The following is an 18040-nucleotide window of genomic DNA, read 5'->3' on the forward strand; positions in this document are numbered from 1 at the left end:
CGCTACCTCGTGGACGTTTCGGGAGCGTCTGCGTGCTCGACGGGAGCCACCCGCAGGTTCGCCAGATGCTCGGGACTGAGTAGTCGATCCAGTTCCTCGCGGGCCAGCAGACCCCGCTCGAGCACGAGATCGACGACATTGCGACCGCTGACGAGTGCTTCCTGTGCAATCGCAGTGGATTCGACGTATCCGAGATACGGGCTCAGCGCGGTCACCAGGCCGATGGAGTTCTCCACCCGCTCACGTAGCAGATCGGCATTGGCGGTGATGCCGTCCACGCACCGATGCGCGACGGTGCGGCAGGCTGCACTCAGATGCGCCATGCCGTCGGACAGGGACTTGACGATGATCGGCTCGAAAGCGTTGAGCTGCAACTGACCTGCTTCGGCGGCCATCGTGATCGTCACATCGTGACCGATCACCTCGTAGGCGACCTGGTTGAGCACCTCGGGAATGACGGGGTTGACCTTGCCGGGCATGATCGACGAACCTGCCTGCATCGGAGGCAGATTGATCTCGTTGAAGCCGGCACGCGGCCCGGAGGAGAGCAGTCGCAGATCGTTGCAGATCTTCGACAGCTTCACCGCGACGCGCTTGAGCACACCGGACAGGTGCACGAACTGGCCGACGTCCTGGGTGGCCTCGATGAGATCCGTTGCGGTGACCAGTGGCAGCCCGGTGATGGTGCGCAGGTGGGCGACGGCCGATTCCGTGTAGCCGGCGGGGGCGTTTAGGCCGGTACCGATGGCGGTGGCACCCAGGTTGATCTCGTGAACCAGCAGCGCTGCCTCTTCGAGCCGCGAGCAGTCCTCGTCGATCATGACCGCGTAGGTACCGAACTCCTGACCGAGGGTCATCGGTACCGCGTCCTGCAGCTGCGTGCGCCCCATCTTGACCACCGTTGCGAACTCGGTTGCTTTGCGGGCGAAGGAGTCTCGCAGCACCTTCATCGAGGCGATGAGCTCGTGCACGGCAAAGACTGTCGCGATGTTCACCGAGGTCGGGTACACGTCGTTGGTGGACTGCGACGCATTCACGTGCTCGTTGGGGTGCAGCATGCTGTAGTCGCCGTGTGCGTGCCCGAGAATCTCCAAGGCGCGGTTCGCGATCACCTCGTTGGCGTTCATGTTGGTCGACGTGCCCGCGCCGCCCTGGATGACATCGACGACGAACTGATCGTGCCACTGCCCGTCGAGAATCTCCTGACACGCCGCGCGAATAGCCTCCCCGCGCGTGGCGTCGAGAATCCCGAGATCCTGGTTGGCGGATGCGGCCGCCCACTTCACCGCCGCGAGTCCGCGGACGAGGTGCGCGTTGGTGGAGATCGGACGGCCCGTGATGGGGAAGTTCTCGAGGGCTCGCAGAGTGTGGATTCCCCAATACACGCTCGTCGGGATTTCACGTTCCCCGAGAAGATCCTTCTCGATGCGGGTATCGGCCACGGTGCTCTCCTAAGTGAGGGTGTCCAGCTGTCCGGCTGTCTGACAGGTTATAGTGTGAAGCACGACACCCGTCACGTCAACACCTGGCTTGACCCACACCACATCGAAGGGGACGATCCAGGCATGAGCCTGTCGGACAGCTGGGCAGTCAGCGCGCCGATCACCACGAGGGTGAGCGCCGCAGAAGCCGTGTTCGCCGACCTGCGCGACGCGATCGTCTCGGGCCGCATCGCCGTCGGCGAGAAGCTTCCCGCCGAGGCCGCACTGGCCACGCGGCACGGCGTCAGCCGATCGGTCATCCGCGAAGCCCTCAGATCGTGCACAGCACTGGGGCTGACCGAAACCAAAACCGGGCGAGGAACTTTCGTCATCGCCGATCGGGTCTCCGGCGATCTCGACATCGGCAACTACGCAGCCAGGGAGTTGATGGAGGCCAGGCCACACGTCGAGGTTCCCGCTGCCGGATGGGCGGCCGAAAGACACACCGAGGAGGATCTACAGGTCCTGCTCGGGCTGGCCGAGGAAATGCGCGGGGAGGACGACCAGCAAACCTGGGTCACGCTCGACGGCCAGTTCCACACCGCCATAGCCAGGGCCAGCAAGAATCGCGTGTTCGAGGCGATCATCGTCGATATCCGCGGAGCGCTGACCCGGCAGTCCGAAACCCTCAACCTCGTCGCACATCGCCAGCAGCAATCCAATGTCGAACACGACGCCATCGTCGAAGGCATCCGGTCCGGCAATTACGCCACGGCTGCTCAGGCCATGACCGAACACCTCAGCGCCGTCCGCGGAGCGGTGGAGTCACTGCGCGGGTGACGCAGCCGAGCCGCCCGATAGGATCCCAGCTGTGACGAAGGTACTGAACTCCCTCCCTGTCGGTGAACGAATCGGCATTGCATTCTCCGGCGGTCTCGACACGTCGGTGGCCGTGGCGTGGATGCGTGAGCACGGCGCGATCCCGTACGCCTACACCGCAGACATCGGCCAGTACGACGAACCGGATCTGTCCGATGTACCCGAGCGCGGTCGGGCCTACGGGGCCGAGCAGGCGCGGCTCATCGACTGCCGTGAGCCGCTCGTCGAGGAGGGCCTTGCCGCACTCACCTGCGGCGCGTTCCACATTCGCTCGTCGCTGCAGACGTACTTCAACACCACCCCACTCGGCCGTGCGGTGACCGGCACGATGCTGGTGCGGGCGATGGCCGAGGACGGGGTTTTCATCTGGGGCGACGGTTCCACCTACAAGGGCAACGACATCGAGCGGTTCTACCGCTACGGCCTGCTCGCCAATCCGCAGCTGCGAATCTACAAGCCGTGGTTGGACGAGGCCTTCGTGGCCGAACTCGGTGGACGCCACGAGATGTCGCAGTGGCTCACCCAACGCACGCTCCCCTACCGCGACTCCGCCGAGAAGGCGTACTCGACCGACGCCAACATCTGGGGTGCCACCCACGAGGCGAAGCAGCTCGAATACCTCGACACCTCCCTCGAAATCGTCAGTCCCATCATGGGAGTCCGCTTCTGGGACCCCGAGGTGGAGATCGAGGCCGAGGAAGTCACCGTCGAATTCGAGCGCGGACGACCGGTACGCATCAACGGTCGCAGCTTCGACAGCGCCGTCGACCTCGTGATGGAAGCAAATGCCATCGGCGGTCGACACGGCCTCGGCATGAGCGATCAGATCGAGAACCGCATCATCGAAGCCAAGAGCCGCGGCATCTACGAGGCCCCCGGCATGGCGCTGCTGCACATCACCTACGAACGCCTCGTCAACGCCATCCACAACGAGGACACCGTCGCGTCGTACCACAACGAAGGCCGTCGCCTCGGGCGCCTGCTCTACGAGGGCCGCTGGTTCGACCCGCAGGCACTGATGCTGCGCGAGGGCCTGCAGCGTTGGGTCGGCAACGTCGTCAGCGGCAGCGTCACACTGCGCCTGCGCCGCGGCCAGGACTTCACGATCGTCGACACCCAGGGCAGCAACTTCAGTTACCACCCCGAGAAGCTGTCGATGGAACGCAGCCAGGGGCAGGCCTTCTTCCCCGGCGACCGCATCGGCCAGCTGACGATGCGCAACCTCGACATCGCCGATTCACGCAGCAAACTCGAGCAGTACGCCGCACAGAATCAGCTCACCGCCTGGGGCGAGTTGATCGGCGAACTGCCTGCAGGCGGAGCCGAGGCCATCGCCGCGAGCAGCCCCGGCAGTTCGGTGGATTCCTCCGCTCTCGATCACGCCGCCATCGAGTCCGGTACCGACTGATTTTCGCCGCCGAACTCGAAGTTGTGGACGGATTTCCGCTGATTTCCGTACATAACTTCGAGTTCGGCTACTCCTCGGGCTCGGTGAGCCCTTCATGCTCGTCCCGTTCGGCCCACTCGAGCAGCTCGTCGATGGCGAACACCGCATCGTCGATGCCCGCATGCAAGTCGCCCAACTCGGCGAATCTGGCCGGCACCGTGAACATCGTGAACTCGCGCGGGTCGACGTCCGGCACCTCGTCCCAGGAAATGGGCGTCGAGACGGTCGCTTCCGGGTTGCCCCGCACCGAATAGGCGCTGGCAATGGTGTGGTCGCGGGCATTCTGGTTGTAGTCCACGAACAGGGTCGACGGGTCGCGGTCCTTGCGCCACCAGGTGGTGGTCACGTCCTCGGGGGCTCGTCGTTCTACTTCTCGCGCGAAAGCCAGTGCAGCCCTTCGCAATTCCTTGAAACCGTAGGCCGGTTCGATGCGCACGTAGATATGCAGGCCGTGTCCGCCGGAGGTCTTCGGCCAGCCGACCGCGCCGAGATCCCCCAGCACTTCCTGCACTACCCCGGCCACGCGTCGGACCCGGTCGAAGGGGCAGTCGGGCATCGGGTCGAGGTCGATGCGCCACTCGTCGGGCATCTCGACATCGGCGCGGCGACTGTTCCACGGATGGAACTCGACGGTGGACATCTGCACGGCCCAGGCCACGTGCGCCAACTCGGTGACACACAGTTCGTCGGCGGTGCGGTTGTAGCGCGGGAACGTCACCTCGACGGTCTCGAGCCACGGCGGCGCGCCATGAGGGACCCGCTTCTGGTGCACTTTGTCGCCCGCCAGGCCCTTGGGGAATCGATGCATCATGCAGGGCCGCTCCCGCAGCGCCCGCACGATGCCGTCTCCGACGCTGAGGTAGTAGTTCACCAGATCCAGCTTGGTGGCACCACTGACGGGGAAGTACACGCGATCGGGATTGGAGATGCGGACCATGCGGTCCCCCACTGGAATCTCGATCGCAGGTGAGCTGCTGGCCATGGGCCGAGGGTAGGCGATCGCGCTGGCAGAGGCGTGCTATCGGCATATTCGGGTACACCGCACAGGACCGTTCACCAGCAACCGAGGAGCAACGTTGATCTTCATCACCGCAAAGTTCAAGGTCAAGCCCGAGCATGCGGACAACTGGCCCGAGATCTCACGCGAGTTCACCGAAGCATGCCAGGCCGAGGAGGGATGCCTCTGGTACTTCTGGTCCCGTACCCTCGACGACCCGACCGAGTACGTCCTGGTGGAGGCGTTCAAGGATCCCGATGCCGGTGCCGCCCATGTGAATTCGGATCATTTCAAGCAGGCTCAGAAGGATCTCCCGCCGTACCTGCAGGAGACGCCGAAGATCATCAGCCAAGAGGTCGAGGGCACCGACTGGAACGAACTCGGCGAACTCGCCGTCGACTAGATCGTTCTACTCGGGCCCTTCTCGATCCCGGACCGCATCGCCCAGCGTCACGACGGCGTCTGCGAACTGACCCGGCAACTCCTGGGGCGGGTTGTGGCCGCAATCGAGTTCACGAACATCGATCAGATCGGTGAAGTGGGCCGAATGGTCCGGGCGACCGTAGAGCGCGGCGACGGTGTCCTCGGTCGGATCGATCACGACCGAGGGCACCGTGATCCTCGGTTGTTCTGCCAGCAACGTCTGTGTCGCGGCATAGGCAGGGTCACCCATCTCGATTCCGTACCGGTGTCGGTAGGAGTGCACGGACACATCCACGAAGTCCGGGTTGTCGAACGAGGGTGCGGTAGCTGCGAATTCGGAGTCTCCGAAGCGCCAGCTGGGCGACCAGTCCGTCCACAGGGTCTGAGCAATTTCTGCGCGGTGGGCTGCGAGCCCGGCGCGGCCCCGCTCGGAGTGCAGGTAGTACTGGTACCAGTACCGCTTCTCGAGGTGCGGCAGTGCCGGAGTCGACACGGCGGCAGCGATGTCCTGGACCAGATACCCGGACACGCTCACCAGACCGGATACCAGCTCCGGCCACACCGCGGCGACGCCGCACGCCGCGCGCCCACCCCAGTCGTAGCCCGAAACGAGAGGCCGATCGAGTTTCAGCCCCAGGATCAGCTCTTTCAGATCGTGCGCGAGCGCCGCTTGCTCGCCCGACCGCATCGTCTTCGCATCGACGAATCGAGTCGGCCCGAAGCCGCGCAGGTACGGCACCACCACGTCGTAGCCGGAATCACTCAGCAGCCGTGCGACATCGTCGTAGCAACGCGGGTCGTACGGAAAGCCGTGTAACAGCACCACGGACCGATCGGACGGATCACCGAGGCGATCGAAGGCCACATCCAGCACGCCTGCGCGAATCATCATCGGTCCATGCTCGCATCTGCGGTGACCGCGTCAGCTGCTCAGCACGTCCTGCATCCCCGGAGCGAGGACGTCGGACAAGGCGTTCCACGGGACGGTGATCGTGATGAGTCCGATGCCGTATGCGCCCACCTGGTAGTCCCCGAAGTGAATGTTCATTCCTTCCGGGGAGGCCGTCCAGTTGGCGAAGTTGGCCACCGTCGGTTCGATGCCCGAGCGCTCGAAGCTCTCGCCCGCGCGGGTACTCGGAAGAATCTTCGCCGCTTGCTCGGACAGCCGTGACAGGCCGGCGTCGAGGTCGGTGAAGGCGTCGCCGAGGGTGATCGGCTGGGCGGTGTCGGTATCGATCGTGACGGTCGCGATCAGCGAATCACCATGAGCACCGGGTGGCACTGCGATCCAATCGGTGATCTGTTCGACGCTGACCACGTGCCTGCCGATGTGGGACGCACCCGAGGAGTAGCCATCGCTGAGGGCGAAGTCCAGTCCTTGGTGTCCGTCGATCTGATCCTGCAACGCAGCTCGCATCGACTCGTTGAACTCGGCCGTCACGGCCGGATCCCCACCACTGAGCTGCGGAATACCGACATCGTAGGTCGCGTGCTCGGTTGATCCGGTGACCCGAGTACTACCCAGAACGTATGGCTCCTCGGCCTGGGAGGTCGCGGACGCGGAAGTGGTCGTCGGCTCGGCGCGCTCGGTTGTGACCTGCGTATCGGAGGTTGGCGGCGGAGCCGCGGTCGTGGCTGTCCCCGAGTTGGAACAGCCCGCGAGTGCGGCGACGACGGCGAGTGCGATGGTCATCGAGCGACAACGAACCATTACCCACACTAAACACATGACGGCCGTCCACTCAACCACCGGACAGCCGCCAACTGCGCTGTTAGCGTCGAACGTCCAGGCCACCTGCCATCGACGTATCGGAGGAGAGTTCGATGAGAACGAGGAGCATCATCACCAATCTGCGCGTACCGAACGTGGACGCGGCCAAGTCGTTCTACTCCGAGTTCCTCGGTCTACGTTCGGAGGAGTTCGACATGGTTGGGTCGCTCGGCTGACCTCGCCCGACCGACCGGTCAGCGTTCAGTTGGTGGCCGGGGATGCGAGCGCACCGGAGGATTCGGTGATGTCGGTTCTCACCGATGATGTCGAGGGCGCCTACGTCGAAGCGCAGAAGCTCGGCTACGAGATCGTGCATCCACTGACGACCGAGTCGTGGGGTGTGCGCCGCTTCTTCGTGCGCGCGCCCGACGGCAACGTGGTCAACATCGCGTATCACCGGGACTGACGCTTCGAACCACGAAAAAGCCCGACCCCCTCGACAGGGGCCGGGCTTTTCTCGTGCGTAGGGGCTGGACTCAGAAGTCCATGCCGCCCATGCCACCGGTCGGGTCGCCTGCGGGCGCTCCGGCCTTCTCGGGCTTGTCGGCAACGACGGCCTCGGTGGTCAGGAACAGAGCCGCGATGGACGCTGCGTTCTGCAGGGCCGAGCGGGTGACCTTGACCGGGTCGTTGATGCCTGCGGCGAGCAGATCCTCGTACTCGTTGGTCGCGGCGTTGAGGCCGTGACCGGAGGGCAGGTTGGACACCTTGTCCGCGACGACGCCGGGCTCGAGGCCTGCGTTGAATGCGATCTGCTTGAGCGGGGCGGACAGTGCGACGCGAACGATGTTCACGCCGGTTGCCTCGTCACCGTCGAGCTTGAGGTTGTCGAGTGCGGGCGCTGCCTGGAGCAGTGCCACGCCGCCACCGGCGACGATGCCTTCTTCGACGGCTGCCTTGGCGTTGCGCACGGCATCTTCGATGCGGTGCTTGCGCTCCTTGAGCTCGACCTCGGTCGCCGCTCCGGCCTTGATGACTGCAACGCCACCGGCCAGCTTGGCCAGGCGCTCCTGCAGCTTCTCGCGGTCGTAGTCGGAATCGGAGTTCTCGATCTCGGCGCGGATCTGGTTGACGCGACCGGCGATGGCGTCGGAATCGCCCGAGCCCTCGACGATGGTGGTCTCGTCCTTGGTGATGACGACCTTGCGTGCCTGACCGAGCAGTTCGAGTCCGGCGGTCTCGAGGGAGAGGCCGACCTCTTCGCTGATGACCTCGCCGCCCGTGAGGATGGCGATGTCGGCGAGCTGCGCCTTGCGACGGTCACCGAATCCGGGAGCCTTGACGGCCACGGACTTGAAGGTGCCACGGATCTTGTTCACCACGAGGGTGGAGAGAGCTTCGCCCTCGACGTCCTCGGCGATGATGACGAGCGGCTTGCCGGACTGGATGACCTTCTCCAGCAGGGGCAGCAGGTCCTTGACCGTGGAGATCTTGGAGCTGACGAGCAGGATGTACGCGTCTTCGAGGACGGCTTCCTGGCGCTCTGCATCGGTGGCGAAGTACGCCGAGATGTAGCCCTTGTCGAAGCGCATGCCCTCGGTGAGCTCGAGCTGCAGGCCGAAGGTGTTGGACTCCTCGACCGTGATGACGCCTTCCTTGCCGACCTTGTCCATGGCCTCGGCGATGAGCTCGCCGATGGACGGGTCGCCTGCGGAGATACCGGCGGTAGCAGCGATCTGCTCCTTGGTGTCGATCTCCTTGGCGGACGAGAGCAGCGACTCGGTGACGGCTGCAACAGCCTTCTCGATGCCGCGCTTGAGGCCGAGCGGGTTCGCGCCGGCTGCGACGTTGCGCAGACCTTCACGGACGAGCGCCTGAGCGAGAACGGTAGCGGTGGTGGTGCCGTCGCCTGCGACGTCGTCGGTCTTCTTGGCGACCTCTTTGACGAGCTCGGCACCGATCTTCTCGTAGGGATCTTCGAGCTCGATCTCCTTGGCGATGGAAACACCATCGTTGGTGATCGTGGGAGCTCCCCACTTCTTCTCGAGTACGACGTTGCGGCCCTTGGGGCCCAACGTCACCTTTACTGCGTCGGCGAGGGCGTTCAGCCCGCGCTCGAGGCCACGGCGTGCCTCTTCGTCGAACGCGATGATCTTGGCCATTGCGAAGTGATCCTCCGGATTGGGGGTGACACATTGCTGGCCGAGCTCGGTGCCCGCGACGGACGACCAGGGGTGTCGTTGATTCCCCGGCCTCACCGTGTCCCGACCTGGCACTCACGTGTCGAGAGTGCCAACTGCATTTCTAGCACTCGACCATGGCGAGTGCAAGGTCGCCCGCCGACGGCGAACCGCGGCACAGCCACCCGGCGGCGTGCATCGACGGTCCGCGCTCGGCAACCTCGGAGCCTGCCGAGCACCCGTGGTACCGGCGAAGCCTGGCGGCCGGAAGTCGGCGCGTCGAGGCCCGGACTGCGCCATCGAGTTCGGGACAACTGACCTGCATGTGACATACCAGGCGACTCGATCGACTCCGATCGCTCCGGTCACGGCTTGATCACACACTGCACCCCAGCGCTCTCGAGTTTCGCCACCTGCGCCGACGTCGTTTATGGTGACTAGTGGTACTTGACCAAAACAAGAGAAGAAGAACGGCAAACCGTTAGTGGTCAGCCGATTACGGCGACTCGAGTTCTAAGGAAGTCAAGTAAGTGAAAGCAATAAAAGAAGCTTGGGGAGGCCTGCTCAAGCCGGTCTTCGTCCCGGCATCGGTGGTGATCATCGGGATGATCGCCTTTTCGGTCATCTACGCATCGACTGCTGCCGACGCCTTCGACACCCTCAACGGCATCATCGCCGACGGCGTCGGGTGGTGGTACATCCTCGCTGCCACCGGTTTCGTACTGTTCGCGCTGTACTGCGGCCTGAGCCGCGTCGGCAACATCCGCCTCGGCCGTGACGACGAGAAGCCCGAATTCGGCGTCCTGTCCTGGTTCGCGATGCTGTTCAGCGCAGGCATGGGCATCGGCCTGGTGTTCTACGGCGTCGCCGAGCCACTCTCGCACTACGTCAATCCGCCCGAAGCAGGCGGCATTCCCGGATCCACCGACGCAGCCGGTCGCCAGGCGATGGAATTGACGCTGTTCCACTGGGGTCTGCACGCGTGGGCCATCTACGTCGTCGTCGGTCTCGGCATGGCATACATGACCTACCGCAAGGGCAGGCCGCTGACGGTGCGGTGGCTGCTCGAGCCACTGCTCGGTCGCAAGCGGATCGAGGGCGGCATCGGACATGCCATCGACGCGGTCGCGATCATCGGCACCCTGTTCGGTGTGGCGACCTCGCTCGGATTCGGCGTCCAACAGATCTCGGCAGGCCTTGAGTACCTGGGCTGGGTGGAGACCACCAACTGGTTCGTCGTGCTGTTGATCGCCCTCATCACCGGCATCGCCACGTTCTCGGTGGTGACCGGAGTGTCCAAGGGCCTCAAGTGGCTCTCGAACATCAACATGGCGATGGCCGGGGCACTGGCAGTGTTCGTGCTGATTCTCGGACCGACCCTGTTCCTGATGCAGTCCTGGGTTCAGAACCTGGGCGGTTACGTCCAGGCCCTGCCCGAGTTGGCGCTGCGCACCTCACCGTTCGCGGACGACGGCTGGGCTGCCGGCTGGACCATCTTCTACTGGGGCTGGTGGATGAGCTGGGCGCCCTTCGTCGGCATGTTCATCGCCCGTATCTCCCGCGGCCGTACCATTCGCGAGTTCGTTTTCGGTGTGCTCTTGGCCCCGACGATCGTCGGCTCGCTGTGGTTCACCATCTTCGGTGACACCGGCATCCTGCGGCAGCGCAACGAGGGGAATCTGCTCGACGCCGACGGCGCGGTGAACAACAACACCAGCCTCTTCCAGATGCTCGACGGCCTGCCGCTGGCCACCATCACCAGCGTCATCGCCATCGCTGTCATCGTGTTCTTCTTCGTCACGTCCTCGGACTCCGGCTCACTGGTGGTCGATATCCTCTCCACTGGCGGAGAACTGGAGACACCGAGGATCACCCGGGTCTACTGGGCAGTCCTGGAAGGTGTTGCCGCAGCCGTGCTGCTGTTGGTCGGTGGAACGAGTTCCCTGACCGCTCTACAGACGATGTCGATAGCCACGGCCGTACCGTTCTCGGTGGTTCTCGTGCTCGCGTGTGTGTCGATGCTCAAGGCGTTCCGCTACGACGTCGCCACCACGCCGCGGTACATCCGCGTCACCGCGACCGACGAGGCCGTCGCCACTCCCGAGGCCGTGGCGGGTGACGCCACCGCGCCGGCCAAGCGCAAGCGAGTCGGCATCTCCTCGACGTTCTCCGGTCTCAGTCCCTCACGGGATGGGTTGTCGACGCCTCGCGGCGGCGGCACGGTCATGCTGGCGGTGCACGAGGTGTCCACCGAGGAGCTCGAGGTCCATCCCGAAACCGGGGCCGTCGAGTACTCCAGTGACAACGCTCCCGTCGATCCGCTCGGCGGTGAGGTATTCGACACCCAGGAGTTCGCAGACTCCGCCGAAGGCCAGAATCAGAACAATCACTCGGCCTGATTCGACCGCTCGTTCTCTGACCCTCGCGATTGCCGCGGGGGTCAGAGATTTTTCGAAGCCCAATCGGTCAGTGCCTGCAGGGACGGCGACAGTGCCCGACCCGACTTCGTCAGGCTGTACTGCACCGACGTAGGCGGGCCCTCGTCGACGGTGCGCGCGACAAGTCCGGCGGTGCCGAGTTCGCCCAGTCGATCCGAGAGCACCGAATCGCTGATGCTCCCCACTGCACGCCGTAGGTCCGAGAATCCCATCGGACCGTCCATCAGAGTGGCCAGCAACAGTCCGTTCCATCTCTTGCCGAGGCAACCGAAGGCTTTGGCGAGAGCTCCGTCGCAGGCACGAGACTCATGGGGCTGCTCGTCGGGGGCCATGAAGCAACCCTACCGAGGTGCTACAGTCCGCCCGGCTACTTCTGAATTGCTAGTGACCCCAGAAATGAAAGCAGGGCTCATGTTCATTGCAACCCTCATCGCCTCGGTGCTCCTCGCCGTGGCGCTCACGGTCTCCGCGATCGGAAAACTGACGCGCAACCCCTCGGTGATTCCGATGCTCGAGCAGGTCGGCGTTCCCACCGACAAGATCCCGTGGCTCGCCTACCTCGAAATCCTGGGTGCCCTCGGCCTTCTCGTCGGCCTGGTCGTGTGGCCCATCGGTGTCGCGGCGGCCGTCGGCGTCATTGCTTACTTCATCGGTGCCGTCATCGCGCACCTGCGCGCCAAGGACAAGGAATTCGCGCCGGCGGCCGGGCTGGCCGTGTTCGCCGTCGTCGTCCTGGTTCTACGGGTGCTCAGCGCCTGACCAGTCGTAATCCATCTGGCCCGCGGTGGCGAGCGCGTGATCCGCACCCGCCCACCGCGCGACCAGATGCAACGCCAGATCGAGGCCGGCGCTGATTCCTGCCGACGTCGCCAGATCGCCGTGATCGAGGTACCGAACGCCCTCGTGCACGATGAGCGCGGGCCAGCTTTCCCGCAGCAAGTCCAGATCTTCCCAGTGCGTGGTGACCGGACGAGCATCGAGCAACCCCGCCGCCGCCAGAACGAAAGCGCCGGTGCACACCGAAGCCATCAACTCGGCGTCGGGCCGAAGGCCCTTCAACCACTGCAGAACTCGACTGTCGGCCGAGACGGCATCGACGACACCGCCAGGGACCACGACGACGTCGTATCCCCGCGGGTCCTCGATCGTGGTGTCGACGCCGATCCTCATGGCACCTCGAGCAACAACCGCCCTGTCCTCGATCCCGACGAGTGTCACCTCGAAAGGCACCGGGCTCCCCGCTCGTTCGGCCACCCTATTGGCCACCGAGAACACCTCGAACGGACCGCACGCGTCGAGCACCTCGACATCGTCGAACAGGAGAATTGCAACGCTTCTACTCATATTCCGGCCTTCTGCTGCTCGTGTTCGACTTCATGACGTCGGAGCCTGCGTGCGCACCGCCGCGGTCGAGGTCATGACGCGAGATTACCCAGAATGTACCGATAGTTGTATGCCACCAATTGCTCGAGGATCGCTGTGTCCACGTCCGCGAGCTTGTTCACGTACAGGCAACCTGCTCCTCGCCTGTGCTTCCCCAGCTGTTCGAGCAACGCATCCGATTCCGGGGCGTACGTGGCGCCGTACACCGTCAGACTCGACTTACGCGGGGAGAACCCGACGACGAAGTACTCCCCTCGACGGCCGCTGCCCGTCGTGTACCGGTAGGAACCGAAACCGACCATCGTCGGCCCCCACATCACTGCCGGCTGCTCGGTCACCCGACCCATCATCTCCGCGAGCGCGAGGCCGTCCGCACGCCGAACCGGATGCTGCACGGCGGCCAGGAAATCCTCGGCCGATTCGTCGGTGGGGCGCGTGAGATTCTCGTTCAATTGAGCAGAGCCTGCCAGTTGGACGGCACCCGCTCGCGCGGACCGGGAACCGTCTGGTCGAGTGGACGATGTTGCGGTGGAGCCAATTCCGGGCCATCGTACATCTGCTCGTCAGCGTAGTTGTAGAACCAGTCCTCGCCCGGCTCGTAACTGCGCACGAATTGATGCCGAGTGGACTCGGCGTGTTTGCTCGCGTGCTGCGAAGGCGAGGAATCACAACACCCGATGTGACCACACTGTGCGCACCGACGCAGATGGACCCACCACCCCTGCGACTGCGTGCACTCCACACACCCCGGACCCGACGGCGGTACCTGTGGGTCGATGCCTTCGATCGTCATAATTGCTCCTCTGTCGCCGGGTCGACGGGCAGTCGCACGATGAATCGCGTGTCGCCGGGCTCGGACACCACGCGCAGATCACCCTGATGCTTGTTCACCACGATCCGCCACGAGATGTCCAGGCCGAGACCCGTGCCCTCGCCGACGGCCTTGGTGGTGAAGAAGGGCTCGAAGATTCGCGACCGAATCTCCTGCGGCACACCAGGTCCGGTGTCGCATATTTCGATCTGGACTCGGTTTTCGTCCACGGACGTGCGTACCGTCAACACCCCGGCACCGTCCATGGCCTGCACGGCGTTGTCGATCAGATTGGTCCATACCTGATTGAGTTCGGCGGCGTAGGCAGGAATGGGCGGCACCGCCGGGCCGTACTCCTTCACCACGCGGATATCGTCACCGATCTTGCGGCCCAACATGATCAGGGTGCTGTCGAGTAGTTCGTGCACATCCACCGATCGATACGGCGCACGATCCATCTGCGAATACTGCTTCGCTGCCTCGACGAGCGTCGAGATCCGTGTGGTCGAATCCGCGATCTCGTTCATCAGCAATTCGGTTTCAACGGTGTAGTTGAGCCACCGGATCGCCCCCTCGAGCATCCTCGGATCGTCGACCGTCGCGGAAACCTTGTCGAGCCACGGCACATCGAGACCGGCCGAGACGAACGTCGGAGCCAGGTCCCAACCGCCACCGATGCCCTTGTCCTCGAACCACTCGCCGAGTTCGTCCTCGCGGTCCGAGGCTTCCATCGCGGTCAGCTTCGGAGCCTTGGCAACCAACTCCACGGCCTCGTTCTGCAGGCCGACCAGATGCGCCATGCTGCCACGATCGAGAGTGCCTCCTGCGATCATCGCCAACTTCTGCCGCATGTGCGCCACCCGGTCACGCAACGCCGACGTCGCCCGCACCGCGGCTGCGGCCGGGTTGTTCAGCTCGTGCGTCAGCCCGGCCGACAGAGAACCCAACGCCAACAAGCGTTCTCGCTGCTCCACTATCTGTTTGGTGCTCTGATTGCCGAAGAACAGCCCTTCCAGTAGGTGCAGCGCCATCGGGAACCACTCCCGCACGATGGACGCGAAGCACTCGGCATCGAGAACGAAGAACCGCGAACGCTCGGTCACCCGCATCGAACCCTGGTACGTCTGCGGCACTCGATCACCCAGGTACGCCTGCCACGCGCCTGCGTACACCCCGCGCTGGGACGTCCGGTTGACCACCAGATCCTCCCCGCCCGATAGCTTCGAGAGCACCAACGCTCCGTCGATCAGCACGTAGAAGCACGTCGCCGGATCACCCTCCGAGTACACCGGCCCCGGTTCGATCGTCTCGATGCGTCCCTCCCGGCACAGCTCGGCCAACTGCGGGTCGGTGAGCTGCTCGAACAGAAACAGCGTTCGCAATTCCTCCGGCTCACAGCTCGACGCGCTCACGGGTTCGCCAGATATCTGTGCACCAGCATCACGGCCATGGCTCCCTCTCCTACTGCCGACGCGACGCGTTTGGCCGAGTCGGATCGCACGTCACCGGCCGCGAACACGCCCGGCACGCTCGTCTCGAGGTGGTGTGGGAGCCGGGCAGAGGTCCACCCGGCGGGACCGCGTCCATCGACGACGAGATCCGGCCCGGTCACCACGAATCCATGATCGTCCCGAACGAGCACTCCGTCGAGCCACTCGGTGCGCGGGGCCGCTCCGATGAACAGGAACAGATACTGCGCATCGACGGTCGTGGTGGCGTCGGTGGCCCTGTTGTGCAGCGTGATCGATTCGAGGTGACCGTCACCGGCCACACCCGCGACCTCGGTGCACGGCCGGACGGTGATCTTCGGATTCTCCTCGATCTGCTTGATCAAGTAGTACGACATCGATGCTTCGAGTGAGGTGGCCCGGATCAAGATGGTGACCGACCTGGCACCGCGCGCGAGGTACACCGCGGCCTGACCGGCCGAGTTGGCTCCGCCGACGATGTAGACATCCTGCTCGGCGCAGCGCGCGGCCTCGGTCATCGCAGATCCGTAGAACACACCCCGCCCGGTGAAATCGTCGATCCCGGGAGCGTCCAACCGGCGGTAGGCGACTCCGGTGGACAGGATGATCGTCTGGGCGCTGATACTTCGGCCGTCCGCGAATCGCACGGTGCGCGCCGCACCGTTGACCTCGAGTCCCACCACATCCTGGGTGGTGACGACCTCGGCACCGAACTTGAGGGCTTGACGCCTCGCCCGCTCGGCCAGCTGCGCCCCCGATACCCCGTCCGGAAAGCCCAGGTAGTTCTCGATGCGGGAACTCTGCCCGGCCTGACCGCCTGTCGCGGTGCGCTCGATCAGCGTCGTCCGCAGGCCCTCTGATGCGCCGTACAGCGCGGCTCCGAGTCCTGCCGGACCGCCGCCGATGACGACCAGATCGTAGAACTCCTCCGAGGGCGAGACGGTCAGGCCGAGCCGGTCGCCGAGGGCGGCATCGGAAGGCTCGACGAGCGCATCACCTTCGGTGGTGATCACCACCGGAAGTCGATCCTCGGTCACACCTGCTGCGGCCAGTAGCCGCGCACCCTCGGACTCGTCGGACATGTACCACCGGTACGGCAGCTGATTTCGGGCGAGAAACTCGCGAATCTCCGAGGACCGCGCAGACCAGCGATGGCCGATGATCTTGGTCTCCGAGGTGGCGCGGTGGTCGTAGGCACACCAGGCCTCCAGTTGGGCGTCGACCACGGGGTAGAGCTTTTCCTCGGGCGGATCCCACGGCTTGAGCAGGTAGTAGTCGAGATCGATGACGTTGATGGCGTCGATCGCTGCATTGGTATCGGCGTAGGCGGTGAGCAGAATGCGACGGGCCGTCGGGAACAGGTCCATTGCTTGTTCGAGAAATTCCATGCCGCTCATCTGGGGCATGCGGTAGTCGGCCAACAAAATGGCGACCGGGGTGCCGCGCAGAGCGAGTTCTCTGAGTGCGTCCAGCGCTCCGGCACCGGATTCGGCGCGGACGATACGGTAGCGCTCGCCGTAGCGGCGGCGCAGGTCGCGGGCGACGGATCGCGATACTCCGGGATCGTCGTCGACGCTGAGAATGACCGGTTTCATGACCCTCCAGGACTGATGCTCGTCAACCTCATGAGCATGCCACCGCAGCGCCCCGAACGGGAGGCATGCGGTAGCCCCCGGAACCTGGGGTCGGGGTCAGATCAGGCCGCGACGGATCAGATCGAGTTCCTGCGGGGTGAGTAGCCGTTCGAGCTTCTCGGCGGGCCACGAGCGTGGCCGCCCGCTCATCCTGGCAGTCTTCAACAAAGGTAGATCACTGCTGCTACGACGCAGTATCGACTGTAATTTCACGGTGGATCACTCCGAACAAGGTATTCGTTGGTCCCGACACTCCGCTTGCTACATCGATCAGTGTCCGCCCGGTGTTAACGCCTCGGTGGGATCTCGTACGGCGTTTCGCGGCCGGAGACCGTTTCCGACCGTGCTGTTCGGGTAATCGGATCCTCAAATCTACTGATCGGGGACAGTTCGTGAACACGTCGGGAAATTCTGTGGCCAACTCGGTGCAAGACAACAGTGCTTTCGAGTACGCGGCTCGGGGCGGCCACTTCGTCAGCGGACTGCTGAACGTATTGATCGGCTACATTGCCGTCCGATTGGCGTTCGGTCAGTCCGGTAATGCTGATCAGTCCGGCGCACTCGCCGCGCTGGCCGCGCAGCCGGGCGGAAGAATTGCCCTGTGGGTCGCGGTTGTCGCTTTCGTGGCGCTGGCCCTGTGGCGGATCCTCGAGGCGATAGTCGGCAAGAAGTCCGATTCGGATGCAGGCAGCGCCTTGGACCGGGGCAAGGCAGTGGCACTGGCCGTGGTCTACCTCACGTTCGCGTTCTCGACCTGCGGCTTCGCGACCGGCTCGGGCGAAGACAGTGGACGGCAGAATGCCGGCTACTCGGCGCGGTTGATGGAATCCGGCGGCGGCAAGCTCGTCCTGATCGTGGTGGGCCTGATCGTCATCGGCGTCGGCGGCTACCACATCTACAAGGGGGTATCGAAAGGCTTCCTCGACGATCTGAAAGGTCATCAGAGCGAGGCGGTCGTCAAACTCGGCATGACTGGATACGCAGCCAAGGGCGCTGCCCTGGTAGGAGCCGGAATCCTCGTCGGGGTTGCAGTACTGCAGTCCGACCCGTCGAAAGCCTCGGGAATCGACGCCGCGGTCAAGACCCTCGGCGCTCAGCCCTACGGTCGGATTCTGCTGATCCTCGCGGGAGTGGGAATCGGGCTCTACGGCCTGTACGCCTTCGTCCTGGCTCGTCGCGCCCGGATGTAAGCCCCCCCCCCGAGTTCCCGTCGTGCGCCTTTTGCGTACCTGGAGGTACGCAAAAGG

At 64.4% G+C, this 18040-nt stretch carries 18 protein-coding genes and 1 pseudogene; 7 read left to right on the forward strand and 12 right to left on the reverse strand.

The genetic code is table 11. The features are described from left to right. Nucleotides 1-2: 2 nt before the first annotated feature. On the reverse strand, nucleotides 3-1442 hold the full coding sequence (aspA, locus tag ACOQFP_RS03670; RefSeq protein WP_421583482.1) for an aspartate ammonia-lyase: 1440 nt from the start codon (nucleotides 1440-1442) through the stop codon (nucleotides 3-5). A gap of 123 nt (nucleotides 1443-1565) precedes the next feature. Between aspA and ACOQFP_RS03675 the strand changes: the two genes are divergently transcribed. Then, nucleotides 1566-2261, forward strand: a complete 696-nt coding sequence (locus ACOQFP_RS03675) for a FadR/GntR family transcriptional regulator (RefSeq protein WP_421583493.1) — start codon at nucleotides 1566-1568, stop codon at nucleotides 2259-2261. A 31-nt stretch (nucleotides 2262-2292) separates the two neighbouring features. Beyond that, entirely contained in the window at nucleotides 2293-3708 is a 1416-nt protein-coding gene (gene argG / locus ACOQFP_RS03680) for an argininosuccinate synthase (protein ID WP_341243760.1), read from the forward strand. 67 nt (nucleotides 3709-3775) lie between these two features. Here the strand turns inward: argG and ligD are convergent, their stop codons facing one another. Beyond that, the gene (gene ligD, locus ACOQFP_RS03685; protein ID WP_421583483.1) at nucleotides 3776-4729 is read right to left on the reverse strand and encodes a non-homologous end-joining DNA ligase; all 954 of its coding nucleotides are present in this window, start codon (nucleotides 4727-4729) and stop codon (nucleotides 3776-3778) included. A 94-nt stretch (nucleotides 4730-4823) separates the two neighbouring features. On the opposite strand from ligD, the gene ACOQFP_RS03690 reads away from it, so the two are divergent. Beyond that, nucleotides 4824-5147 (forward strand): putative quinol monooxygenase, encoded by a 324-nt coding sequence (locus ACOQFP_RS03690; RefSeq protein WP_206488926.1) that lies wholly within the window; start codon nucleotides 4824-4826, stop codon nucleotides 5145-5147. A 6-nt stretch (nucleotides 5148-5153) separates the two neighbouring features. Here the strand turns inward: ACOQFP_RS03690 and ACOQFP_RS03695 are convergent, their stop codons facing one another. After that, nucleotides 5154-6059 (reverse strand): alpha/beta fold hydrolase, encoded by a 906-nt coding sequence (locus ACOQFP_RS03695; RefSeq protein WP_421583484.1) that lies wholly within the window; start codon nucleotides 6057-6059, stop codon nucleotides 5154-5156. Between the two features lie 30 nt (nucleotides 6060-6089). Next, nucleotides 6090-6860: an RsiV family protein gene (locus tag ACOQFP_RS03700; RefSeq protein WP_421583485.1), complete on the reverse strand. Its 771-nt coding sequence runs from the start codon at nucleotides 6858-6860 to the stop codon at nucleotides 6090-6092. Nucleotides 6861-6991: 131 nt separating this feature from the next. On the opposite strand from ACOQFP_RS03700, the pseudogene ACOQFP_RS03705 reads away from it, so the two are divergent. Beyond that, nucleotides 6992-7344: pseudogene (locus tag ACOQFP_RS03705) on the forward strand (VOC family protein). A 70-nt stretch (nucleotides 7345-7414) separates the two neighbouring features. Here ACOQFP_RS03705 and groL read toward each other — a convergent pair. Both groL and ACOQFP_RS03715 read right to left on the reverse strand, forming a co-directional pair. Continuing rightward, on the reverse strand, nucleotides 7415-9040 hold the full coding sequence (gene groL / locus ACOQFP_RS03710) for a chaperonin GroEL (RefSeq protein WP_206488922.1): 1626 nt from the start codon (nucleotides 9038-9040) through the stop codon (nucleotides 7415-7417). A gap of 142 nt (nucleotides 9041-9182) precedes the next feature. After that, entirely contained in the window at nucleotides 9183-9383 is a 201-nt protein-coding gene (locus tag ACOQFP_RS03715) for a hypothetical protein (protein WP_421583486.1), read from the reverse strand. 205 nt (nucleotides 9384-9588) lie between these two features. Here ACOQFP_RS03715 and ACOQFP_RS03720 point away from each other — a divergent pair, with 205 nt between their 5' ends. Next, nucleotides 9589-11457 (forward strand): BCCT family transporter, encoded by a 1869-nt coding sequence (locus ACOQFP_RS03720; protein ID WP_206488920.1) that lies wholly within the window; start codon nucleotides 9589-9591, stop codon nucleotides 11455-11457. 41 nt (nucleotides 11458-11498) lie between these two features. Here the strand turns inward: ACOQFP_RS03720 and ACOQFP_RS03725 are convergent, their stop codons facing one another. Continuing rightward, nucleotides 11499-11828 (reverse strand): winged helix-turn-helix transcriptional regulator, encoded by a 330-nt coding sequence (locus tag ACOQFP_RS03725; RefSeq protein WP_206488919.1) that lies wholly within the window; start codon nucleotides 11826-11828, stop codon nucleotides 11499-11501. Between the two features lie 79 nt (nucleotides 11829-11907). Between ACOQFP_RS03725 and ACOQFP_RS03730 the strand changes: the two genes are divergently transcribed. Further along, nucleotides 11908-12255, forward strand: coding sequence for a DoxX family protein (locus ACOQFP_RS03730; RefSeq protein ID WP_421583487.1), 348 nt, complete (start codon nucleotides 11908-11910; stop codon nucleotides 12253-12255). On the opposite strand, the gene ACOQFP_RS03735 is transcribed toward ACOQFP_RS03730, so the two are convergent. The 5 genes from ACOQFP_RS03735 to ACOQFP_RS03755 all read right to left on the reverse strand — a co-directional run bounded on the left by ACOQFP_RS03735 (nucleotide 12235) and on the right by ACOQFP_RS03755 (nucleotide 16754). Beyond that, nucleotides 12235-12840, reverse strand: a complete 606-nt coding sequence (locus tag ACOQFP_RS03735; protein ID WP_206488917.1) for a DJ-1/PfpI family protein — start codon at nucleotides 12838-12840, stop codon at nucleotides 12235-12237. The two genes, ACOQFP_RS03730 and ACOQFP_RS03735, sit on opposite strands and share 21 nt — an antisense overlap. 71 nt (nucleotides 12841-12911) lie before the next feature. Further along, a complete protein-coding gene (locus ACOQFP_RS03740; protein ID WP_421583488.1) occupies nucleotides 12912-13331 on the reverse strand; it encodes a DUF1801 domain-containing protein in 420 nt (139 codons plus the stop codon). Further along, nucleotides 13328-13672 (reverse strand): UBP-type zinc finger domain-containing protein, encoded by a 345-nt coding sequence (locus tag ACOQFP_RS03745; protein WP_206488916.1) that lies wholly within the window; start codon nucleotides 13670-13672, stop codon nucleotides 13328-13330. Before ACOQFP_RS03745 ends, ACOQFP_RS03740 begins: the two co-directional genes overlap by 4 nt. Continuing rightward, nucleotides 13669-15102: an ATP-binding protein gene (locus ACOQFP_RS03750; RefSeq protein ID WP_421583489.1), complete on the reverse strand. Its 1434-nt coding sequence runs from the start codon at nucleotides 15100-15102 to the stop codon at nucleotides 13669-13671. The genes ACOQFP_RS03745 and ACOQFP_RS03750 overlap by 4 nt, the downstream gene beginning before the upstream one ends. Beyond that, the gene (locus ACOQFP_RS03755; protein WP_421583490.1) at nucleotides 15099-16754 is read right to left on the reverse strand and encodes an FAD-dependent oxidoreductase; all 1656 of its coding nucleotides are present in this window, start codon (nucleotides 16752-16754) and stop codon (nucleotides 15099-15101) included. The genes ACOQFP_RS03750 and ACOQFP_RS03755 overlap by 4 nt, the downstream gene beginning before the upstream one ends. 431 nt (nucleotides 16755-17185) lie before the next feature. Between ACOQFP_RS03755 and ACOQFP_RS03760 the strand changes: the two genes are divergently transcribed. Beyond that, entirely contained in the window at nucleotides 17186-17983 is a 798-nt protein-coding gene (locus tag ACOQFP_RS03760) for a DUF1206 domain-containing protein (protein WP_421583491.1), read from the forward strand. Nucleotides 17984-18040 lie beyond the last annotated feature (57 nt).

Origin of the sequence: Rhodococcus sp. MALMAid1271, from assembly GCF_049195265.1 — a bacterium.
Classification (GTDB): Bacteria; Actinomycetota; Actinomycetes; order Mycobacteriales; family Mycobacteriaceae; genus Rhodococcoides.